Below are 22,729 nucleotides of genomic sequence, written 5' to 3'. Positions count from 1 at the left end.
TTTTTCCCATGATACTATGGAAATACCTCAATGTTTGGTCGTTGTTTCTTTGTCCTATTATCGTGGCATTAAGTATCTATGAATTTTATTCAGAAAAACGCGCTGAAGAGCACGATGATAAAAAATAAAGAACAATCATTATTCTATACATTTTCAATTGTTTAAGAAAAAGTAGTCTGTACTAATCTTTCCCCACATCTATCATGGTGTCGGGGGCTTTTGATAATGATTATTATTTTTATAGTAGTTGCCTTAGTCACATCGGCTTTATCCACATTTCAAGAAGTGATTGGTACTATAGCTAGGCTTATAGCATGAGCTTTGTTGCGAGTCTTGTCGGAGCAGTTGGTGCTGTTGGCTAAGTTTTAAATATTTACCCAAACATAGTCCATTATTGATTCCACTATCTTAAAATAGGGATACTAAGACAATGTACTCAAGAGCATTTAAAATTTCTAATGGTACGCAAATGATATACAGATTGATTTAATGGAGTTATTATGAAAAATCCCAGTAATGCTATCGTGATGTGTGGCTTGTATGCGAGTACTATAGTCATTATATTTTTTCTACGTAAAATAATAACAAATGAGAAAGTAAAAATTTTAATTTCCCTTATTGGGCTAGTTTTCACCTTGTATATGTTGTTAAGATATGGTAAAGATGCTCGTAAGATACTACAATACTTATTCACAAAAAAATAATTTTAATAAAGCTTAAGTAGTACAATTGACAAGATTTATAGTGAATACACTAACATTAGATTCAGTGGCATTTGATGATTTTAAAACAGTAAATGAGGACAACCTTTCCATCGTTGAAGGAGGGATAAATGGACTTGGATTTGCAGCTTCATATCTTCTTGGTGAATGGGGGTGCACTTGGAGCAATGACTGCTGCTATTCCTGTCGGAGCAGCTCTTTATGGGGAGTGGCTCTTTGTATGGCTGGTGCCGCTGCATATTATGCATTCGAAGAATAACTAGGGGAACTGATATGTTATTTAATACTAAGTTTAGAAGATGGTATACGCTATTCCTATTTCTAGTAGTAGCTATAATATGGGCGGTGACTTTTTGGTCCTATAGTAAACTGTTTGCAGTTTTATCTTTTATCGTAATTATGGCTGTCAATCTTCTTACCTTTTTTGCAGTAAAGGGTTCAGATAACTAACGTCAATAATTTTGTACTTTATAAAATAGTTATGAAGTCCATCCTTTTGACTCTTTGTCAACTGTAATAGGTGTCGAATAAGTTAGATACGAGAGAGGATCATAGCTCTCTCGTGTTGTCTTTCTTAAGTTTTTAGGCGACAAGTTAAAATGAACAGCTGCCAGGTTGTTTTACTATTCAAAGCAAGAAGAATTTTGTCTTATTTTAGAGTTATTAAAATAGCGAAGGAATAGGAATGAAGACTTTCGGAGCTATTGCAGGTGGTGTTACTGAGGGAGTAAGTGGTGCAGTTTTAGGATACAAAGCAGGAGATTGTTTGACTAATTAGTTATGAAATATGTGATTATTTTTAGCCTTTGGATAACCTTGGTTATTTTAGATACGATTTTTATAAGTTTTTCTAAAAACCAGAAACTCAAAGCCTTATCTTCTACATCGGTCTTGTTGATAACAGTTTTGTTGGCTCTTTATGAACTGTTTTGGTCTTAGGCTAATGTTATAGTTGATAGTCTGAAACTATATTTGGAGGAGTGACAATGACTTAGGGAATCTAGTCAAAACGAGGTTTCTTTTTTGATGAATGTCCCTTGTTTTATTGCTGTTCTAGTACCTGCGCTTTCTTGATTTTTAGAGAGATTTGCTTTAAAATAAGGGAGCTCAAAAATTGAATCAAGTTTTTCTTTTCCAAGGAACGCTTGATTATAGGAGTTACCATGCCAACAAATATCAAAAAACGTCCTGAGGTTTTGTCGCCTGCAGGAGTCTTAGAAAAATTAGCGGCCGGTGCTTACCATGGCTGGAAATATGGATAGTGATGCTGATGTGGGATAAACTATACATTTTTGGTATTATAGCTTTCTTCGCACTTGTAATGATGTCATCCTATAGTAAAAATCCAAAGGTTTGATTAGTGATATGGGGACTTTTTATAGTGCTTTGTGTAGTCATGATCGCTTTCACACTATATACGGCCTTCAACAGCTGATACGACATCAGAACTGTTCTATATAATATCAAATATCAGGAAATATCGAATCCTAGTATAAAGTTTATGGGACAAATAGGACTGTATCTAAGGTTTTTAGTTGAGACAATCTATCATTTACTTTATCGTCAAGAGATTGAGGAATAGCAATCAATAAACGTCTTAGTCTAAGCTCATTAAAAAATTTCAATCTAGATAACTTATGAAGAAAAGGCTGGAATTATTAAGGTTACTGAATTGTTGAGGTTAATATGAACTATTGCATTACGGGAGCTATTACAGCGTTAGTTGTGATAATAATTATACAGTTGGTGAATCGGAAAAACTCAAAATAACTTGTTGTGTAGATTAACTTTGGTTACCTCAAGGTAGCTAGCTATCTGCATGAAAATTAATGATAAAGTGCTTGGAATCTAGTCAAAACTAGGTTCCTTTTTTACTAGAACGCTCTGTTTTTCCAGTTAGTCTGGTTCTTTTTATTTCCTTGATTTTTAGGGGGATTTGCTTTAGAATAAAAGAGCTAAAGAATGAATAATGACAGGCGATGGTTAACAGCTTGTCTAGGAGATAGATTATGTCAACAAGTATCAAAAAACGTCCTGAGGTTTTGTCACCTGCAGGGACTTTAGAAAAATTAAAAGTGGCCGTTCTCTACGGGGCTGATGCAGTCTTTGTCGGCGGCCAGCAGTATGGACTGCGCAGCCGCGCTGGCAATTTTAGCATGGAGGATATGCAAGAAGGTATTAACTTTGCTCATGAACACGGGGCCAAGGTCTATGTGGCCGCTAATATGGTAACGCATGAGGGCAATGAACAAGGAGCCGGCGAATGGTTCCGCCAGCTGCGTGATATGGGCCTCGATGCGGTTATTGTTTCTGACCCAGCCTTGATTGAAATCTGTGCGACAGAAGCACCGGGATTGGATATTCATCTGTCGACCCAAGCATCAGCGACCAATGTCGAAACTTTTAAATTCTGGAGCAATTACGGCCTGACTCGTGTCGTCTTGGCGCGTGAGGTCAATATGGAAGAGCTGGCAGAAATTCGCCGTCGGACTGATGTTGAGATCGAAGCCTTCGTCCACGGTGCTATGTGTATTTCTTATTCAGGTCGCTGTACCCTATCTAACCACATGAGTCACCGCGATGCCAATCGTGGCGGCTGTTCACAGTCCTGTCGCTGGAAATACGACCTCTACGATATGCCATTCGGTCAGGAGCGTCGCAGCCTCAGGGGGGAAATTCCTGAAGAATATTCTATGTCAGCGGTTGATATGTGCATGATTGAACACATTCCTGACATGATTGAAAACGGTGTTGATAGCTTAAAGATTGAAGGCCGGATGAAATCGATCCATTACGTTTCAACTGTAACGAACTGCTATAAGGCCGCAGTCGATGCTTATATGGAGAGCCCAGCAAAATTTGAAGCCATCAAGGATGATTTGATTGATGAACTCTGGAAGGTTGCCCAACGTGAATTGGCAACAGGTTTTTATTACGGTACCCCTACAGAAAACGAGCAGCTCTTCGGGGCTCGCCGTAAGATTCCTCAATATAAATTTATCGCTGAAGTTGTTTCCTTTAATGAAAAAACGATGACAGCTACCATTCGTCAGCGTAATGTTATCAAGGAAGGGGATCGTGTTGAATTTTACGGTCCGGGTTTCCGCCATTTTGAAACCAATATTGAAGATCTTCACGATGCCGAAGGCAATAAGATTGATCGAGCACCAAATCCAATGGAACTTTTGACTATCACGGTTCCTCAAGCAGTTCAGCCGGGTGACATGGTTCGTGCCTGCAAGGAAGGTTTGGTTAACCTCTACCAAAAAGATGGTTCCAGCAAGACTGTCCGAGCTTGAGATTAACTGGACTGGTCATTTACGAATAAATAAATGAAGTCGTCTGCATGTTCTAGATTAGAAGTTGCTGGGCGATTTTATTCTTTAAAGTAGAAAGGGAATATTATGGCAGATTTTACATTTGAAATTGAAGAAAAGCTTTTGGTCCTCTCTGAAAATGATAGGGGCTGGACCAAAGAACTTAATCGTGTTAGTTTTAACGGTGCCCCTGCAAAGTATGACATCCGTGCATGGAGTCCTGACCATACCAAAATGGGGAAAGGGATTACTCTGACCAACGAGGAATTTCAAGTCCTTGTTGACGCTTTTAAAAATTAAATAGGATTAGGGCTGCTGTTTTGCTTTTAGAGCAAAACAGCAGCCTTAATCTTTTTTTGTTAGGGAAGCTTAAAGACTGCAACTTCTATCATATTTGGCTTTTAGTAAAATGTTTTTAGGGATCGTCTTAGGCTAAAATTTTTTGATCATTAACGCTGCCCTTTGACAGTATTATCTTGACAAAGGTTTCTGAAAGAGGTTACAATATGAGAAAATAAGCCATGGAAAAAGGAACAGGTACCAAATGAAAAATTTTGAGGATGATTATAGACGGGGTATCGGTAGAAGTGGTATTCAAGGGCTGGGCAATCCCCGTGTCAAAAAGGAACTGGAAGATCGCATAAGCCGTCTGCAAGAAGCCTTGACCACAGCTGAGGATGATCAATCCCGTCAAGAGGTTCAGTTCCTCTTGGACCGGGCAAGAGGTGATTATCAAAAATATGTGACAGCTGAGAAGCAAATGGCACAAAAAATTCATTACGATAGACAATTTCAAAGGGTCTATGCGCAAAAGAAAAAGAAGCAGACCATTATTTTGACAGCTTCAGTTGTCGGGACAATTCTGCTAATACTTTTTCTTGTCCTCCATTTCAATGCCTCCCACCGTGCGGCTAAAAATGAGGCAGCGGCTAAAGCTGCTTTCCAACAGAAATCTAATCCGGCAGAATCAAAACCAGATCCTGATAATAGGCTGGGTGATGATGAATTGCTCCCTAAAAATTTAATTGGGACTTGGACAGGAACCCAAGGTGGAGCTACCATCACCTTGACTTTTGAAGAAGATGGGACAGTGACGGTTAATACTGAGCTAAGTGACGGTAGCTATACCGAGAATTCTGGTGCTATCACTTCAACCTTACCAGTCGACGATACTACCTTTAGAATCGTTTATTCGTCTGGCAATGTTTTCCCAGGACAATCAACCCAAGGGTTAGGCTATGAATTAGGCTATAAGCTCAGCAATGATGGTAAAACCCTCTATCCCATCCAATGGGATGTCCAGAATGGTCAAAAGCCAGATTACAGCCAATATAAATACGATAAAGACAATGCCCTTACGAAATCGGAATAAGAAGTTGATAAAGATGGTGGAAGGGGTAAGATTTATCCAGCTCTCAAGACCTATGTTATGGTATCCAGAAAGATAGACAGTTATCCTTTTGAGTTTCTATTTTCTAAGAAAATAAGGTAGCAAAGACACTAAAGAGTATGGATAATAAGAGAAATACTGCAGATTTAATGCTACCTTCGAGAATCCCTAATAAAAGATGTGGTTGAGTAAAAACATTTGCTCAACTTTTTTAATGCTCCTTTTGTATATTTTCTACTATATTTTCCTGCTTAAGTTTGATAATATACATTTTTATGGCTCTCCTAACTAAAATTTGCTATAATATAAACTAACATTTACCCTTTCAAGCAGGTCGGAGGTAGCCTTTTGTCGGATTATTTATCAGTCAGTTCTCTGACTAAATATCTAAAATTAAAATTTGACCGCGATCCCTATTTGGAACGGGTTTATTTGACAGGGCAGGTTTCCAATTTTCGCAAGCGGCCCAACCATCAATACTTTTCACTCAAGGATGATAAGGCTGTTATTCAAGCAACCATTTGGGCAGGAGTCTTTCGCAAACTGGGATTTGAATTAGAGGAAGGCATGAAGATCAATGTTGTTGGTCGTGTCCAGCTCTATGAACCCAATGGTTCCTATTCAATCATTATTGAACGGGCTGAGCCAGATGGTATTGGAGCCTTAGCGGTTCAGTTTGAACAGCTAAAGAAGAAGTTAACTCAGGCTGGCTATTTTGCGGCTGAGCATAAGCAGCCTCTACCTCAATTTGTCAGAAAAATTGGCGTAGTTACCAGTGCTAGTGGAGCCGTTATTCGTGACATTATCACAACTGTCAGCCGACGCTTCCCAGGTGTGGAGATTCTTCTTTTTCCGACTAAGGTTCAGGGAGAAGGCAGTGCTCAGTCTGTCGCTGAAAATATTGCAGCAGCCAATCAGCGAGCCGACCTCGATCTTTTGATTATCGGCCGAGGAGGTGGCTCTATTGAAGATCTTTGGGCTTTCAATGAAGAAGTCGTGGTTCAGGCTATCTTTGAATCTCGACTGCCAGTCATTTCTAGTGTCGGTCATGAGACAGACACAACCTTGGCAGACTATGTTGCTGACAGACGGGCAGCTACCCCAACAGCAGCAGCTGAATTAGCCACTCCTGTCACTAAGGCAGATATTCTAGCCTGGCTAAGCGAGGCCGGACAACGGGCCTATCAAGCCACCAGTCGGCGCATTCGGCAAGAAAATGATAGACTGACTAAACTCAATCAATCGGTTATCTTTCGGCAACCTGAGCGGCTCTATGATGCCCACAGTCAGAAATTAGACCGCTTGATGGTTGATTTGACTAATCAGATGCGCTATCGTTTAGGTCAAGCTAAACAGGAACAAGGATTGCTCAGTCAGCGGCTGACCAGTATTGATCTGCAGGGACGCTTGGAGCGTTTGCAAGAGCGATTATTTCAGCAAGAACGCTTGCTCAAGGCCAATATGGCCAATCAGTACGATAGTCTTTTGGCTCGTTTTGAGAAAGCACAGGATGCTCTCATCTCTTTGGATACCAGTCGAATTGTGGCTCGGGGTTATGCCATTGTTCAAAAAGATAATAAACTGATTACCAGTGTTAAGGATATCCAACAAGGTGATCAGCTGACCTTGCAATTGAAGGATGGCCACGTAGAAGTAGAGGTAAAAAATGCCAAGTAAGAAAAAAACATTTGAAGAAAATTTGCAGAACCTAGAAGCGATTGTCACTAAGCTGGAAAATGGTGATGTGCCTTTGGAAGAAGCCATTGCAGAATTTCAGAAGGGCATGGTGCTATCTAAGGATTTGCAAAAAACGTTAGAAGATGCTGAAAAGACCTTGGTTAAGGTCATGCAAGCTAATGGAAGTGAAACAGAGTTAGAAAATAATGGTTAAAGTCGAAAAAATTGACGCTGCTCTGATCAAATTTTATGAGCAGGGTCAGGTTTCACAAAGATTGCAAGAGGCCATTTTATACTCTGTTAATGCGGGTGGTAAGCGGATTCGTCCCTTGATTTTATTGGAGACTCTGGAAGGTTTTGGAATAAACCTAAAAGAGCCTCATTATCAGGTTGCTGCTGCTTTGGAAATGGTTCATACTGGTAGTCTCATTCACGATGATTTACCTGCTATGGACAATGATGATTATCGGCGGGGGCGTTTGACTAATCATAAGCAGTTCGACGAGGCGACAGCTATTTTAGCAGGGGACAGCCTTTTTCTTGACCCTTATGGCCTGATAACTCAGGCAGATTTGAAGTCTGAGATTATTGTGGCCTTGATTGCCGAATTGTCTCAAGCTGCAGGAACTTTCGGTATGGTCGGCGGTCAAATGCTGGATATTGAAGGCGAGGAGCAGGCTCTGACTCTTGAACAGGTCTATGCTATTCATAGCCATAAGACTGGTAAACTATTAGCCTTTCCTTTTAAGGCGGCTGGCATAATAGCCGAGCAGGATTCTGATATTCTAGCAAAACTGGAGAAAGTTGGCCTTTTAGTAGGAACAAGCTTCCAGGTTCGAGATGACATTCTGGATCTGACGGCTTCTTTTGCTGACTTGGGCAAGACCCCACAGAAAGATCTGACGGCTCAGAAAGCGACCTACCCTAGTTTGCTGGGCTTGGATGAATCCTATCGCATCTTGAATGATTCTTTAGATCATGCAGAGGTAATTTTCCAAAAATTAAAAGCAGATAAGGGATTCATACCTGATAAGATTTTAGAAATACTAGAAAGGTTGCGTCTTTATGCCTAAGGAAAGAGTGGACGTTCTGGCTTATAAGCAAGGTCTCTTTGATACTAGGGAGCAGGCCAAGCGAGGGGTCATGGCTGGTCTGGTTGTAAGCCTGCTGGACGGTCAGCGTTTTGATAAGCCTGGAGAAAAGATTCCCGATGATACAGAACTTCGGCTCAAAGGACAAAAGCTCAAATATGTCAGTCGTGGCGGTCTCAAATTAGAAAAGGCGCTTCAGGTTTTTAACCTTTCTGTTACTGGCCTAACGACCATAGATATTGGGGCATCAACAGGTGGCTTTACCGACCTTATGCTGCAAAATGGAGCTGACTTGGTTTATGCAGTTGATGTCGGCACCAACCAGTTGGTCTGGAAACTGCGTCAGGATCCTCGGGTTGTCAGCATGGAGCAGTATAATTTCCGCTATGCTCAGGCTGAAGATTTTAAGCAGGGACTGCCTCATTTTGCCAGTATTGATGTCAGCTTTATTTCCCTCAATCTTATTCTCCCCGCTCTGACTGGTCTCTTGAGTGAGGGCGATAAGGTCGTTGCCCTTGTAAAACCTCAATTTGAAGCTGGTCGTTCTCAAATTGGCAAGCACGGGATTGTCAAAGACAAAGCCATTCACCGTTCTGTCCTAGAGGCGGTAACAGATACTGCCCCAGATTACGGATTTACTGTTAAAGGGATAGATTTTTCCCCTATTCAGGGAGGTCACGGCAATATTGAATTTTTGATTTGCCTAGAAAAGTCAGCTCAGGCCCAAAATTTGGTTAAAACTGCGATTGTATCAACTGTAGAAAAAGCACACGAGGAATTTAAAAAGAATGAAGAAGCATGAACGTTTAGAACTTCTGCGCAAAATTGTTTTGGAAAATGAAATCGAGACCCAGCATGACTTAGTCGCTAAGTTGGAAGCACACGGTCTTAAGTCAACTCAGGCAACTATTTCCCGCGATATTAATAATCTGGGGATTATCAAGGTACCAGGTAAATCCGGCAAGTATGTTTACGGCCTTTCCAAAGAATCAGCTCGCAAGCTGATGACGCCCTTGCAGCAAGCTTGTGAATATATCACGAGTCTTTCTGAACAGGTTACAGGCTTGGAGCAGATGATTGCTATTTCTGTCGTACCAGGGAATACCAGATATCTGAAGCGCCTCTTAATCAAGGATTATCAAGAGGAAATTTTTAGCATTATTGCTGACGATGATGCTATCCTAGTGGTTATGAAATCAGCAAAGCAGGCTGATCAACTGGTTCAAAATTTGCGAAGCTGGATGCAGCAGCACCACTGATTGGGGCAAGCCTATGTTATTAGAAATTTCCATTAAAAATTTTGCTATTATTGAGGAAATTTCCCTCAATTTTGAAAAGGGGATGACTGTTCTGACTGGTGAAACGGGTGCAGGAAAGTCCATCATTATTGATGCCATGAATATGATGCTAGGAGCTAGGGCTAGTACGGAAGTTATTCGTCATAATGCTCCCAAAGCTGAAATTCAGGGCTTTTTCGCGGTGGAGGAGAGTCCTGCCCTCAGTCAGGTTATGCAAGAACATGGGATTGAATTCAGTGATGAGCTGATTATCCGACGTGAAATCCTCCAAAACGGCCGCAGCGTCAGCCGTATCAACGGTCAGATGGTCAATCTATCAACCCTCCGTTCGGTTGGTCAATACCTTGTAGACATTCATGGACAGCATGATCAAGAAGAATTGATGAAAGCGACTCAGCATATCAAGCTCCTTGATGAGTTTGGCGATGAGGATTTTCAAGCCATAAAGAAAACTTATCAGTCGACTTTTGATGCCTATCGAAGTCTGCGCAAACGTGTCATTGAAAAGCAAAAGAATGAGCAGGAACATAAGGCGAGGATAGAAATGCTGGAGTTTCAGTTGGCTGAAATTGAAGCAGCCGACCTCAAAGCTGGTGAAGATGATAAGCTGAATCGAGAGCGAGACAGATTACTCAATTACAAGAATATAGCAGACACACTTAACAATGCTTATGCGATGCTGGATAATGAGGATTTCTCAAGCCTAGCTAATGTTCGCTCTGCCATGAATGATCTCCAGACCATTGAGGAATACGATCCAGATTATAAGGAACTTTTTACTAGCCTATCAGAGAGCTACTATATCTTAGAGGACGTTAACAAGCGTCTATCCGATATCATTGACAATCTTGATTTTGATGGGAATCGTCTCAATGCCATTGATGACCGCCTTAATGTTATCAATACTATTACCCGAAAATATGGCGGAAATGTTGACGATGTCCTAGATTATTTTGCTACGATCAGCAAGGAGTATAATCATCTGACGGGGAATGATTTAGATAATGATGATTTGGAGGGGCAGCTCAAGAATTTAGAGAAGAAATTGCTGATGTCCAGTCAAGCGCTGAGTGATAAACGGCATTTCCTAGCCCAGACTCTGGAAAGTGATATTAAACATGAGTTGACAGACCTTTACATGGAAAAGGCAGACTTCCAAGTGCAGTTTAGCAAGGCTAAGTTTAGTCATGAGGGAAATGAGCACGTAGAATTTTACATTTCTACCAATCCCGGAGAAGGCTTTAAGCCACTGGTTAAGGTAGCCTCTGGTGGTGAATTATCCCGTCTCATGCTGGCCATTAAGTCTGCTTTTGCCCGTAAGGAAGATAAGACTTCTATCGTCTTTGATGAGGTTGACACAGGGGTGTCAGGTCGGGTCGCTCAAGCCATTGCCCAAAAGATTTATAAGATTGGCAGTCACGGTCAAGTCTTGGCCATTTCACATCTGCCTCAGGTTATTGCGGCAGCTGATTATCAATTCTTTATTGAAAAGGAAAGCAAGGATGACTCAACCGTTTCCACTGTCCGTCTTTTGACAGCAGAAGAAAGAATTGAAGAAATTGCTAAGATGTTAGCTGGTGATCAGGTTACTCAAGCAGCCTTGAGCCAGGCGAAAGAACTCTTGAAATAAAAATTAACTACTGAAATAAATATTAGAAAGAGACTGGGCAAAAATTTGTCCAGTATCCTTGTTTCAGAATAAGCTCTTGGCGCAGTGGTTGGGAGTAAGACTTGCTAGCTATACTAAGAAGTCTTACCCCTGCACGGCTCATTGGCGCTTAGCACCAATGAACCACTGCTGATTGGCTTTTTCTGTAGCTGGACGCTTCTCAGTTTTTAAGAGAGTGGGACAGAAGTCGATGTTTTATATAAATTGACTTCGTTGTCCCACCTCTTTTTTATTTTTAAAAGTAAAAAATATTTTAATACTACTTGTCAAATCAAGGAAGAGATGATAGAATATCATTTGCATTTAAGGGAGAAAGAATAAATAGCGAAAATAGTATTGAAATACTAATTTTGAATTAAGTATTTTGCTTGAACCACAAGATATAGTATTTCATGTTTGGGGGTGACACAGTATGTTGATGCAGATGGTGAATATCGTAAAAGGAAGTAAGGATAAAGAAAAGAAATTACGTTTTGACCTACAATTAGCCATGTTAATTATAGGTGGAATTATTTTGGCTTTCTCACTAGGAGCTATTGAACAAAAGGTAAGTTCAGATACCTCATCATCTGATCAGCCAGTTGCCCAAACAACTGGGGAAATCTTACCATTGGATACCAATGGTGTCCTCAATGGCGATTATTCCAGTGTAGTCGGAACTTGGAAATGTGATAATGGAGCTAGCATTACTTTTGATACAGCTGGCCAAGTCAGTTATAAATCCAAAAAAGGAAAAATCAGCAAAGGATTGATTTACAATGCCCGCCTCCTAGATGGACGACTGGAAGCCCAATTTCAAACTAAGGGCGGAGAGGTTGTCAGCATTTTCTTGATTCCAACTGGAACCACTAGTAAATATGAAAACCAAAGCTATCAATCTGATGCTGTTCTGGTGAACTCTAAGACATCAGATGATAATCATCCCTTCTATAGATAAATTTAGCTTTCCCATTTATGAGTTAATGAGCTTGAGCTCGTTGGCTCTTTTTTTGTATTCTTCTAACATCAATTGGTAGAAATTGAAATGATAGGAAAGGATAAATTCTGTATAGAATTTCATTTTTTACAAGAAAAACTTGACAATTATACATTTATCATTTAGAATGATCACATATTTATTCAGTTAGAGGTGATTAATATGAAAGTAGCCATTGTCGGTGTTACAGGGTATAGCGGACTTGAATTAGTCCGGTTGCTGGCTGGCCACAGCCAAGCCCAGGTAGCATCCGTTCATGCGACTAAAGATGTTGGGCAAAAGTTATCCGCTCTCTACCCCCACCTAGCTGGTATCTGTGATTTGGAATTACAAGCCTTTCAAGCTTTGAATATTATTCAAAATACTGATCTAGTCTTCTTTGCCACACCAAGTGGTGTCGCTAAAGAAGACTCAGAAATCTTTGTTGAGCATGATTTTCCTATGATTGATCTTTCAGGTGATCACCGCTTGTCTGCTCCAAGCTATGAAAAATGGTATGGGAAGCAGGCAGCTAAACCAGCTGTTTTAGATAAATTCACCTATTCCTTGGCTGAATTTGCGGACGGGCACTCAGGAAAGTTCATTGCTAATCCTGGCTGTTATGCCACCGCAACAGAATTGGCCCTGATTCCTCTGATGAATTGGGGGAAGGTCGATTTAGATTCCATCATTGTAGATGCTAAGAGTGGCTTGACTGGGGCAGGGAAAAAGCTGGCTGAATCTAGCCACTTTGTCAACGTCCATGATAATTACATGACGTACAAGATCAATAAGCATCAGCATATTCCTGAAATTGCGCAGGAGCTAAAGAAATTCAATCCTAATTTTCAGCACCTACAATTTTCAACTTCTCTTTTACCAATCAATCGAGGTATCATGGCGACAGCCTATATCAAGATGACAGAAGATGTCAGTCAGGAGGAGGTTTATCGACGTTATCAGGATTTTTATGACGATAAACCTTTTGTTCGTCTGCAAGGCAATTTACCTAACTTGCACGATGTTCTAGGCTCTAACTATACCGATATCGGTTTTGCTTACAATCCGATAACTAAGGTCTTAACCGTAGTCTCTGTCCTTGATAATCTGGTCAAAGGGGCTGCCGGTCAGGCCATTCAAAATATGAACATAGCCTTTGGCTTTGCTGAGACAGATGGCTTGCTATCAGGTCCCAGCTACTTATAAATAAGGTAGTCAGCCGATAAACACTCCGAAGAAAATTAGAAAAACTAATGAAGAAATCTTAGGAAGTTTTCTCTATTTTAGAAGTGTAGGCATGGCAATTGAAGAGTTTCATTAAACCTTTAAAATACTTGTTCAACTGCGAAATTTTCTAAGGAAAGTTTCTAGTTTACTTATCAAGTCGTTATTTGATCACCCAATAATAACAACTGCCGTCATTTAAGGAGGAGGAAATCTTGGAAATACTTAATGGAAATATTGCTAGTCCGCTAGGCTTTTCAGCCGATGGTTTGCATGCTGGCTTTAAAAAGCGGAAATTAGATTTTGGTTGGATTGTTTCAGAATGTCCTGCAAGTGTCGCAGGCGTCTATACCACCAATAAGGTCATTGCAGCACCTTTGATTGTTACTAAGCAGTCGGTGGAAAAGGCTGGACAGCTGCAGGCCATTGTTGTTAATTCAGGGGTAGCCAATTCCTGCACTGGTGTCCAAGGGATGAATGATGCTTGGGAAATGCAAAAGCTGACTGCCGAAAAACTCAGTCTAGCTCCTGAACTCGTTGGCGTTGCTTCGACCGGTGTGATTGGTGACCTTCTGCCTATGGCTACCTTGAAATCAGGCCTGTCTAAGATTGTAGTAAATGGGAATGCTGATGATTTTGCCAAGGCCATTTTGACAACTGACACTCAAACCAAGACAGTGGCAGTTAGTCAAGACTTTGGCCGTGATACGGTTACCATGGCTGGCGTTGCTAAGGGGTCAGGTATGATTCATCCTAATATGGCCACCATGCTGGGGTTTATTACCTGTGATGCTAATATTTCAAGTACTGCCTTGCAAAAAGCCCTGTCAACTAAGGTTGAAACCACTTTTAATCAAATTACGGTTGATGGTGATACCTCAACTAATGATATGGTTTTGGTCATGGCTAATGGTTGTGCCAAAAATGTTGAAATCTTACCAGATACACCTGAGTTTGAGCAATTTGTAGAGATGTTGGAATATGTTATGGCAGATTTGGCTAAGAAAATTGCTCAGGATGGAGAAGGTGCTACCAAACTTATTCAGGTTGATGTTGAGGGTGTAGCAACAGCCCTCGATGCACGAATGCTGGCCAAGTCAGTTGTTGGGTCTAGTCTCGTTAAGACAGCCATCTTTGGCGAAGACCCTAATTGGGGCCGGATTCTGGCAGCCCTCGGTTATGCGGGTGTTGATATTCCGGTTGACAATATTGATATCTATCTAGGCCAGCTTCCCGTTATGTTAGCTTCCAGTCCGGTCTCTTTTGACAGTGAGGAAATGGATGAGGTTATGCAAGCAGATACCATTCAGATTAGGGTTGATATCCACGCCGGCAATCAGTCCGGCCGGGCTTGGGGATGTGATCTCTCCTATGATTATGTGAAAATCAATGCCCTCTATCGAACGTGATAGCAATTTAAGAAAGGACATTAAATGTCAGATACAATTGTGATAAAAATTGGTGGCCGAGCCAGCCAGAATTTAACTGGTGATTTTCTCGAACAGCTGGCCTCTTGGAAGTCCCAAGGGAAGTCTCTCATCATTGTTCATGGTGGAGGCTATGCCATCAATCAGCTTATGGAAGAAGCCGATATTGCCGTTAAAAAAATTGATGGATTGCGGGTAACAGACAGCCAGTCGCTTAACCTCGTCAAACAAGCCCTCGTTGAGATTGTCGGAAAAAACATTCTTACCAGTCTGAGTCAGGCTGGTCTTGACGCTCAACAGCTGATAGAGGAACTCCCAGCCCTGGTTGAGGCTGATTTTCTGAACCAAGCTAAATATGGCTATGTCGGACAGGTCAGTCAAATTCACAGTCATGTCCTACAGTCCCTTCTAGAACAAGGGGTTATTCCTCTTATTCCGTCTCTGGGTTATCAAGGAGGTCGGATCCTGCTCAACATTAATGCTGATTATCTGGCAACTAGTCTTGCGGTCGCCCTGCAGGCAGAAAAGCTGATTCTGATGACTGATGTTTCTGGCGTAAAGGAGTCAGGGCAGGTCTTATCCAGCCTGAAAATTGGGGATATTCCTGATAAGATTGAACAGGGAATCATCACTGGCGGTATGGTTCCTAAACTACAGAGTGCTGCTCAGACGGTCAAATCAGGTGTGGCTCAGGTGTTAATTGGTGACAATTTGACCAACGGCACCCTGATTGAAGTTTAAATAGTACTAAAAAATCAAACATAAAAAAGAAAGTCAGTATCCATCTGGAGGTTAACATGACTAAATTATTTTCAAATTATAAACGGTCGACGATCGAATTTGTCAAAGCACAGGGCAATGAATTGATTGATAGTCAAGGCAAGCACTATCTAGATTTTTCAACGGGCATCGGAGTAACCAACCTTGGCTTCCATCCGCAGGTTAAGGCAGCTTTGGAAAATCAGGTACAAGAAATTTGGCACACGCCCAACCTTTATCAAAACAGTCTGCAAGAAGAAGTCGCCCAAAAGTTGATCGGTGACTATGATTATCTGGCCTTCTTCTGTAATAGCGGGGCCGAGGCAAATGAAGCAGCTATTAAGATCGCCCGCAAGGCCAGCGGTAAACAAGGTATTATTACTTTCCAAAATTCCTTTCATGGTCGGACTTTTGGGTCCATGTCTGCGACAGGCCAAGATAAGATTAAAACAGGCTTTGGTGATGGAGTTCCCCACTTTAGTTATGCCAAATTCAATGATTTGATGTCTGTCAAAAGCTTGGTTGATGAGCAAACAGCAGCAGTGATGTTGGAAATGGTTCAGGGAGAATCAGGTATTCTCCCTGCGGATAAGACCTTTGTTCAAGACCTAGCCGCCTTCTGCCAAGAAAAAGGAATCTATCTGATTGTCGATGAAGTTCAAACCGGCATGGGACGCACGGGTAAGCTCTTTTCCTTTGAGCACTACGGTATTATACCTGATATCGTCACCTTAGCTAAGGGCCTAGCCAATGGTGTCCCTGTCGGTGCCATGCTGGCTAAGACAAATCTCGGTTCAGCCTTCTCTTACGGCAGTCATGGATCAACCTTTGGCGGCAATAAATTAGCTATGGCGGCCAGTTCGGCTGTCTTGGATATCCTGACTTCACCAGGTTTTCTCGACCAAACTTGGGAAAATGGTAATTATCTCCAAGACCAATTGAAAAAAGTCTTAGCGAATAATCCTAAAATCATTCAAATTCGCGGATTAGGCTATATGATAGGAATTCAGACGACCGAGAATTTAGCAGATTTAGTTCAGGCTGCGCGTGATAAAGGATTGATTGTTCTGACAGCCGGTACCGATGTCATTCGTCTCCTGCCGCCGCTGACCTTGACCAAGGATGAGATTGACAAAGGCGTGGCCATTCTTGCAGATATTTTTACTGAGTAAGACTAAGGAAACTTACCAGAGGACAGCAAGTTTTAATTTGCTACTGCCTAGTATAAAAGCGCTTGGAACAAGAGGTTCCAAACGCTTTTTTAATAAGATCGCTAGGGGATACAGCAGTTACATAAAGATATCAAGTACCCAAGGACTGATAGGAGGTGGGTCCAGATAATAATTAACTATAGACTCGTGTTAGGGGCGATGTAGGTCGTCTCCGTCCTCACCATCAACAGTCGCCAGTGCCTGAGTGTCCATCACAACAAATTGTTCAAAAGCTTGTGTTGTCATAAGAGATTTCTTCTTTCTGCTAGACTTGACCTAACAAAATTAGTATAGAATTTTTTTAGAAGCTTGTGAACCCTAAAAATCCTGATGTTAGGGGAAAACAATAGTTCCGTTAAAGAAGATATCCCTTGTCAACTTCAGCGCAAAAATTCTTTCAAATGAAACTAAATGATAAAAATTATAAGGTCGATTAATTAGGAGAAATCTAGCTTATCTAGCTAAGAGCAGAAGTCTATCAGTTGGAACTTACATTCTCATCTCAAAATCAGCTGAGCCACAATCGGACTGATAATGACATACATGACACCGGTAACTCCGATAGCCAAACCTGCCATGGCTCCTTGGATCTGTCCATATTTAAGGGCAGCCCCTGTCCCGATAGCGTGACCGGTACCGCCAAGAGCCAGCCCAAAGGCAATGGGGTCTTGAATTTTGAAGAATTTTAGAACAGATGGGCCGATAACACTTGTTAAAATACCAGTCATAACCACAACCGCAAGAGTCAAAGTAGTAATTCCCCCCATCTTTTGGCTGATACCAATGGCCATGGCAGTAGTGACGGATTTTGGAAAAAGTGAGATAGCAAAGAAAAAGTCTAAGCCAAAACACTTAGCTATCACCGCTGTATAGCAAGTATTGATAATAGTTGATATAGAAGTCCCCAAGAGAATACTGCGATAGTGATGTTTCATCAAGGGAAAATTACGATAAAGGGGAATGGCCAAAGCAACCGTCGAGGGAACAATCAAGGTGTTAAGATAAATGCCACCTTTATAATAGTCAGCATAAGAAATTCCTGTAATTTTCAAAAGAACGATCAAGGCAATGGTAGCAACTAAAAGAGGCGTAGTCGCTGGATGAGGAAAACGCCTAAAAATTAAAAGCCCAATAAGGTAGGCAAAAATTGACAATGATAGACCGAAAATGGGATTGCTGTAAATATCAGCCATGATAACCTCCTATAAGATACAAAGCTGTTAAGCGACTCAAAGAATTTAGGGGTCGGGAGTAGGAACGAACCCTAAAATTGAAAATTTTGGTTCCTATTTCCCCCTAACAAGTTGGCTGGTTTTTTCGCTTAAAAGGGAAACCAGCTAGCAGTGGTTCATTAGGTGCTTTAGCATCAATAAACTGTGCAGGGTCAAGACTATGCTGACTTAGCCAACAAGTCGTGCTCCCAACCACTGCTGGACGAATTTTTGTCCAGCTTCAGTGTACATAATTTCACAGAGTTCTAGGTGAGTTCAATTTAATCTTTATAGTCGCCTTCAAAACGATTCTTAATCCAAGTGACAATCAAGCCAATCGTTAATAGATTAATGACTAGAGCTCCTAAAGTAATGATAAGAATTGGCAAAAGATTGGGGATAATAACCTTAAAATATTGCATAATCCCAACACCAGCCGGTAAAAAGAGAATCGTCATATTATCCAGCATGAATTTCCCGACAGTATAAATATGCCGCAAACGAACGAGTTTGACCTCCAAAGCCACAAAAAGCAAAATCAAGCCAATAATGCTGCCGGGAATAGGTAAATTAAAGACAGTAGAGATAATCTCACCGACCAAAGAAAAAATGAGAATAATCATAAACTGAACATAGAGTTTCATGCAGAAGTTTCCCCTTCATTAATTCTGAGAACTTGTATTCACATTTTTTTGACAGTTAGCCTTATGTGGTAGGGACGCAAGCGACCTCCTAACGGAGTGCCATTGCTCATTTTCAAGCCTAGGGTCTTGAAAATCCCCTCGACGATTGACTTAAATAGGGTCAATCGTCTTTTTTCCAACTGACGCTAAGAATTTAAACTTACGAATACAGTTTCTGAATACTTATAACCAGTTTACTACTATGAAAATATATTGCAATATAATGAAACGTTTTCAATAAAAAATGAAAACATTTCAAGAAATACCTTGGGCACATTAAAACCCTCCCTAGGTTCCTAAGAAGGGTTAAGATAGCTATTTATTGCATCTCACGTCCGTAATTATAATCATCGTCCTGCATGGCTTCAACACTACCAAGAAGATAGCCATTCCCAACTTGTGAGAAAAAGTCATGGTTGCTAGTACCAGTCGAAATTCCATTCATGACGATAGGATTAACATCATCAGCCGTATCCGGGAAGAGAGGATCTTGCCCCAGATTCATCAGAGCCTTATTGGCATTGTAACGCAGGAAGGTCATGACCTCTTCGGTCCAGCCTACTCCATCGTAGAGGGTTTTGGTGTAAAGCTCTTCGTTTTCATAGAGTTGATAAAGGAGATCGTACATCCAGTCACGAAACTCGCTTTGTTCTTCTTCTGAAAGTTCGTTAAATCCTAATTGAAACTTATAGCCGATATAGGTTCCGTGAACAGATTCATCACGGATAATGAGTTTAATAATTTCTGCAACGTTAGAGAGCTTATTGTTTCCCAGGTAGTAAAGTGGGGTGAAAAAACCAGAGTAGAAGAGGAAGGTCTCTAGGAAAGTTGAAGCAACCTTCTTTTGGAGGGGATTACCATTGAGATAAATTTCATTGATAATCTCAGCTTTTTTTTGAAGGTATTCATTGTTGTTGGTCCACTCGAAGATCTCTTCAATCTCAGACTTGGTATTGAGAGTTGAAAAGATGGATGAGTAGGATTTGGCATGGACAGATTCCATGAACTGGATATTGTTGAGAACGGCCTCCTCGTGGGGAGTACGAACATCTTTACGAATAGCCTCAACACCAGTCTCTGATTGCATGGTATCAAGCAGCGTCAAGCCTCCAAAAACCTTGCCGACCAAGTCTTTTTCTTCATCAGATAGCTTACGCCAGTCATCCAAGTCATTTGATAGTGGGATACGGGTATCCAGCCAAAATTGCTCAGTGAGCTTTTCCCAAGTTGACTTGTCAATTAGATCTTCAATTTCGTTCCAGTTAATGGCTTTGTAGTATGTTGTCATGAGTTTCTCCAAATTAAGAGGGGGATAATATGAGTCAAGAGTTTAGTCAGCGAACTAGGCAAGTAGTCCTAGCGGTTGGCGTGTCAAACATAGGAGCTTTAGCTCCAAGTTTGACTGTTCAGTTAAATCACACAGCTTTCACACTGATTAGCGCCGACTTCATCTCCATCATCTGTGAAGGTGCGGACATAGTAGATTGACTTAACGCCTTTATTGAAGGCATAATTACGAAGGATCGATAGGTCGCGAGTGGTCTGCTTGCTTTCTTGTTTCCATTCATACAGTCCTTCAGGGATATCACTGCGCAGAAAGAGTGTTAGTGACAAACCTTGATCAACATGCTCAGTAGCAGCTGCGTAAATGTCAATGACTTTGCGCATATCCATATCATAAGCAGATGTGTAGTAAGGAATGGTATCAGTCGACAAGCCACTGGCTGGATAGTAGATTTTACCAATTTTCTTTTCTTGACGCTCTTCAATCCGTTGGGTAATAGGGTGAATGGAAGCGGAGACATCGTTAATGTAAGAGATAGAACCATTTGGTGCAACAGCCAGACGATTCTGGTGATAAAGTCCATCTTTCATTACGGCTTGACGAAGGGCTTCCCAGTCCTCAGCCTGAGGAATAAAGTGATCTTCGAAGAGTTCCTTAACCTTGGCCGACTTTGGAACATATTTGCCGGTGATGTACTTGTCAAAGTAAGTACCGTCAGCGTATTTTGATTTTTCAAAACCGACGAAAGATTCACCGCGCTCACGAGCAATATTGTTAGATTCGACCAAGGTCCAATAGTTCATTAACATGAAATAGATGTCAGTGAACTCGATCGATTCAGGACTGCCGTACTCAATGTGGTTGCGAGCAAGGAAGGAGTGGAGCCCCATAGCCCCCAAGCCAAACGTGTGAGCTTGCTCGTTACCGGCCTTAATCGTTGGGACAGCATCGATACTTGATGAATCTGTCACAAAAGTAAGTGCGCGAGTCATAGCCTTGATAGACCGACCAAAATCCGGAGATGCCATCATGTTCACCACATTGGTAGATCCAAGGTTACATGAAATATCAGTTCCCATCTGTACAAATTCTTGTGCATCATTAATCAAGCTAGGCTTTTGAACTTGTAGAACTTCAGAACACAAGTTTGACATGATGATGCGACCATCAATAGGATTTGAACGGTTAGCAGCATCGACATTGATAATATAGGGATAGCCAGATTCTTGCTGTAATTTAGAAATCTCAGTTTCTAAATCGCGGGCAGAGATTTTTGTCTTAACAATCTTAGGATTAGCCACCAGCTCATCATACTTTTCGGTAATATTAATATAGTTGAATGGGACACCATACTCTTTTTCTATAGAGTATGGGCTAAAGAGATACATATCCTCATTTTTGCGGGCCAATTCATAGAACTTATCAGGAACGGTAATCCCTAATGATAAAGTTTTAACCCGAACCTTTTCATCTGCATTTTCTTTCTTAGTTGATAAGAAAGAAAGAATATCAGGGTGGAAGACATCCAGATAAACCGCCCCGGCTCCCTGACGTTGCCCTAGTTGGTTAGAGTAGGAGAAGCTGTCTTCAAAGAGTTTCATCACAGGTACGACACCAGATGCTGCGCCCGCATAACCCTTGATTGGCGCTCCAGCTTCACGCAGATTACTGAGCGAAATCCCAACACCACCTCCGATACGCGATAGCTGCAAGGCTGAGTTGATGGAACGTCCGATAGCATTCATATCGTCAGTTACTTGAATTAAAAAACAGGAGACTAATTCACCGCGGCGGCTACGTCCAGCATTTAGGAATGATGGCGTTGCCGGTTGGTAGCGTTGGTGGATCATTTCTGTTGCTAAGTCTTTAGCCAGTTGTTCATCACCATCCGCAAAGTAAAGGGCATTAAAGAGGACGCGATCTTCAATACTTTCGAGGTAGAATTCTCCGTCATTCGTTTTTAAAGCATACTGCTGGTAGAACTTATAGGCTGCCATGAAGGATTGAAAATGAAAATCTGCTGCCTGCAATTCCTGTGCCAGCTCCTCAATAAATTCGACCGAATATTTTCCAATAAAACCAGACTCAATGTAGTCGTTATCAATTAGGTAACGCACTTTATCTGTAATGGAATCAAAGGCCATAGAATTAGGAATAACATTTTCCCTGAAGAAAGCCTGCAAGGCTTCCTTATCTTTATTGAGAGGAATTTGGCCATTAACAGGGCGGTTAATTTCATTGTTGAGGCGGAAGTAGGAGACTTCGCCCAAATCTTTAAGACTCATAAGTGTTTCCTTCTTTGTTTATCTATAACAATTATAATGTAGAATGCTAAACTTAAACGGCCAAGCAGCTTTGGCCTGCTTGGTCAGCGTGTTCTTATTCCAGAAATTAAACAATCTCTTTTAATTTGGCAGGCTGAAAACCTGAAAAGGTGATATCACCAGCTTCGATAACCGGAGCAGCGGTAAAACCTAAGCTCTTAACATAATCAATTTTTTCTGGCTGCTCATCAATATTGATTTCTTGATAGTCAGCACCGTTTTGTTCCAAGAATTTCTTGGTCATCTTGCATTGCATACAGTTGTTTTTTGAAAATAATGTGATTTGTGACATTGTACTCTCCTCAAAATTAATACCTAATTAGGATAACCAAATCAACTTAAAAAATCAAGCGATTTTGCTCGGAAAACACAATATTTTGTGTTTAAGGAAAAATCAACCCCCAACATCTTGTGGTCGCTTTGAGCCATTAAACAATCTGCTAGAAAGCTAGAAACAGCAAGGGTTAACTCAAAATCGGAAGCCCA

General features: G+C 41.2%; 21 protein-coding genes. 16 read left to right on the top strand and 5 right to left on the bottom strand.

All coding sequences use genetic code 11. The features are described from left to right. Positions 1–500: 500 nt before the first annotated feature. The 16 genes from ACFSN5_RS07165 to ACFSN5_RS07090 all read left to right on the top strand — a co-directional run bounded on the left by ACFSN5_RS07165 (position 501) and on the right by ACFSN5_RS07090 (position 16,701). Positions 501–704, top strand: a complete 204-nt coding sequence (locus ACFSN5_RS07165) for a hypothetical protein (protein WP_165210093.1) — start codon at positions 501–503, stop codon at positions 702–704. A gap of 128 nt (positions 705–832) precedes the next feature. Then, positions 833–985 (top strand): hypothetical protein, encoded by a 153-nt coding sequence (locus tag ACFSN5_RS07160; protein WP_241154193.1) that lies wholly within the window; start codon positions 833–835, stop codon positions 983–985. Positions 986–2,731: 1,746 nt separating this feature from the next. Further along, the gene (locus ACFSN5_RS07155) at positions 2,732–4,021 is read left to right on the top strand and encodes a peptidase U32 family protein (RefSeq protein ID WP_165210096.1); all 1,290 of its coding nucleotides are present in this window, start codon (positions 2,732–2,734) and stop codon (positions 4,019–4,021) included. 105 nt (positions 4,022–4,126) lie between these two features. Continuing rightward, positions 4,127–4,339: a YdbC family protein gene (locus tag ACFSN5_RS07150; protein ID WP_165210099.1), complete on the top strand. Its 213-nt coding sequence runs from the start codon at positions 4,127–4,129 to the stop codon at positions 4,337–4,339. A 244-nt stretch (positions 4,340–4,583) separates the two neighbouring features. Next, complete coding sequence (locus ACFSN5_RS07145; protein WP_165329116.1) at positions 4,584–5,411, top strand: hypothetical protein; 828 nt, start codon at positions 4,584–4,586, stop codon at positions 5,409–5,411. 366 nt (positions 5,412–5,777) lie between these two features. Next, a complete protein-coding gene (gene xseA / locus ACFSN5_RS07140) occupies positions 5,778–7,106 on the top strand; it encodes an exodeoxyribonuclease VII large subunit (protein ID WP_165329115.1) in 1,329 nt (442 codons plus the stop codon). Continuing rightward, on the top strand, positions 7,096–7,320 hold the full coding sequence (locus tag ACFSN5_RS07135; RefSeq protein ID WP_165210108.1) for an exodeoxyribonuclease VII small subunit: 225 nt from the start codon (positions 7,096–7,098) through the stop codon (positions 7,318–7,320). Before xseA ends, ACFSN5_RS07135 begins: the two co-directional genes overlap by 11 nt. Then, positions 7,313–8,179, top strand: coding sequence for a polyprenyl synthetase family protein (locus ACFSN5_RS07130; RefSeq protein ID WP_165329114.1), 867 nt, complete (start codon positions 7,313–7,315; stop codon positions 8,177–8,179). The genes ACFSN5_RS07135 and ACFSN5_RS07130 overlap by 8 nt, the downstream gene beginning before the upstream one ends. Beyond that, positions 8,172–8,999 carry a TlyA family RNA methyltransferase gene (locus ACFSN5_RS07125; RefSeq protein WP_165329113.1) on the top strand — a complete coding sequence of 276 codons (828 nt, stop codon included), beginning with the start codon at positions 8,172–8,174 and terminating at the stop codon, positions 8,997–8,999. Before ACFSN5_RS07130 ends, ACFSN5_RS07125 begins: the two co-directional genes overlap by 8 nt. After that, the gene (locus tag ACFSN5_RS07120; protein ID WP_004228949.1) at positions 8,986–9,456 is read left to right on the top strand and encodes an arginine repressor; all 471 of its coding nucleotides are present in this window, start codon (positions 8,986–8,988) and stop codon (positions 9,454–9,456) included. Before ACFSN5_RS07125 ends, ACFSN5_RS07120 begins: the two co-directional genes overlap by 14 nt. Before the next feature lie 13 nt (positions 9,457–9,469). Beyond that, complete coding sequence (recN, locus tag ACFSN5_RS07115) at positions 9,470–11,125, top strand: DNA repair protein RecN (protein ID WP_165210117.1); 1,656 nt, start codon at positions 9,470–9,472, stop codon at positions 11,123–11,125. 451 nt (positions 11,126–11,576) lie between these two features. Beyond that, positions 11,577–12,101 carry a DUF6287 domain-containing protein gene (locus ACFSN5_RS07110; RefSeq protein ID WP_004228956.1) on the top strand — a complete coding sequence of 175 codons (525 nt, stop codon included), beginning with the start codon at positions 11,577–11,579 and terminating at the stop codon, positions 12,099–12,101. A gap of 201 nt (positions 12,102–12,302) precedes the next feature. After that, positions 12,303–13,325, top strand: a complete 1,023-nt coding sequence (argC, locus tag ACFSN5_RS07105) for an N-acetyl-gamma-glutamyl-phosphate reductase (protein WP_165210120.1) — start codon at positions 12,303–12,305, stop codon at positions 13,323–13,325. Between the two features lie 233 nt (positions 13,326–13,558). Then, positions 13,559–14,752: a bifunctional glutamate N-acetyltransferase/amino-acid acetyltransferase ArgJ gene (argJ, locus tag ACFSN5_RS07100; protein WP_165210123.1), complete on the top strand. Its 1,194-nt coding sequence runs from the start codon at positions 13,559–13,561 to the stop codon at positions 14,750–14,752. A 24-nt stretch (positions 14,753–14,776) separates the two neighbouring features. Then, entirely contained in the window at positions 14,777–15,511 is a 735-nt protein-coding gene (gene argB, locus ACFSN5_RS07095) for an acetylglutamate kinase (protein ID WP_004226142.1), read from the top strand. Between the two features lie 56 nt (positions 15,512–15,567). Then, positions 15,568–16,701 carry an acetylornithine transaminase gene (locus ACFSN5_RS07090; protein ID WP_165210126.1) on the top strand — a complete coding sequence of 378 codons (1,134 nt, stop codon included), beginning with the start codon at positions 15,568–15,570 and terminating at the stop codon, positions 16,699–16,701. A gap of 536 nt (positions 16,702–17,237) precedes the next feature. Here ACFSN5_RS07090 and ACFSN5_RS07085 read toward each other — a convergent pair. From ACFSN5_RS07085 to ACFSN5_RS07065, 5 genes are all read right to left on the bottom strand, one after another. Continuing rightward, positions 17,238–17,933 carry an LrgB family protein gene (locus ACFSN5_RS07085; protein WP_004228315.1) on the bottom strand — a complete coding sequence of 232 codons (696 nt, stop codon included), beginning with the start codon at positions 17,931–17,933 and terminating at the stop codon, positions 17,238–17,240. A gap of 299 nt (positions 17,934–18,232) precedes the next feature. Further along, positions 18,233–18,595: a CidA/LrgA family protein gene (locus tag ACFSN5_RS07080; protein ID WP_004226975.1), complete on the bottom strand. Its 363-nt coding sequence runs from the start codon at positions 18,593–18,595 to the stop codon at positions 18,233–18,235. Positions 18,596–18,953: 358 nt separating this feature from the next. Then, a complete protein-coding gene (nrdF, locus tag ACFSN5_RS07075; protein WP_004225500.1) occupies positions 18,954–19,922 on the bottom strand; it encodes a class 1b ribonucleoside-diphosphate reductase subunit beta in 969 nt (322 codons plus the stop codon). Between the two features lie 122 nt (positions 19,923–20,044). Next, on the bottom strand, positions 20,045–22,204 hold the full coding sequence (gene nrdE / locus ACFSN5_RS07070; protein WP_165210129.1) for a class 1b ribonucleoside-diphosphate reductase subunit alpha: 2,160 nt from the start codon (positions 22,202–22,204) through the stop codon (positions 20,045–20,047). A 106-nt stretch (positions 22,205–22,310) separates the two neighbouring features. After that, entirely contained in the window at positions 22,311–22,535 is a 225-nt protein-coding gene (locus ACFSN5_RS07065; protein ID WP_165210132.1) for a redoxin NrdH, read from the bottom strand. Between the last annotated feature and the right edge of the window lie 194 nt (positions 22,536–22,729).

It is taken from the genome of Streptococcus tangpeifui (assembly GCF_044503215.1).
Classification (GTDB): Bacteria; Bacillota; Bacilli; order Lactobacillales; family Streptococcaceae; genus Streptococcus; species Streptococcus tangpeifui.
The sequence above is the reverse complement of the archived record's forward strand: the minus strand, read 5'-3'. Positions and strand labels throughout refer to the sequence as shown.